Source organism: Deinococcus alpinitundrae, assembly GCF_009982895.1.
Classification (GTDB): domain Bacteria; phylum Deinococcota; class Deinococci; order Deinococcales; family Deinococcaceae; genus Deinococcus; species Deinococcus alpinitundrae.
Window position 1 is genome coordinate 1 of the sequence record NZ_WXZL01000149.1, and the last position, 348, is coordinate 348.

Below are 348 nucleotides of genomic sequence, written 5' to 3' on the forward strand. Positions count from 1 at the left end.
CAAATTGGCGTTATTTCAGTGGCGGCACAAAAAGTAAGTGGAGATTATTTTAATTTAATTGACCATAAAGATGGCACAATGAGCTTTGCTGTTGCAGATGTCATTGGAAAAGGTATACCAGCTGCTTTAGCAATGAGTATGATAAAGTTTGGCATGGATTCTTATGGACACTCACAATTACCGAGTGATGGCTTAAAACGTTTAAATCGTGTTGTTGAAAAGAATATTAATCAAAATATGTTCGTCACAATGTTTTATGGTTTATATGAAGAAATGAACCATTTATTGTATTGTAGTTCAGCTGGTCATGAGCCTGGATATATTTATCGCGCTGAAAAAGAAGAATTT

At 34.2% G+C, this 348-nt stretch carries 1 protein-coding gene; it reads left to right on the top strand.

All coding sequences use genetic code 11. The annotated features are described in order from the left end of the window. Positions 1-348, top strand: a 348-nt coding sequence (locus GUI70_RS25440) for a PP2C family serine/threonine-protein phosphatase (RefSeq protein ID WP_161884536.1), incomplete at both ends; no start/stop codon positions are given.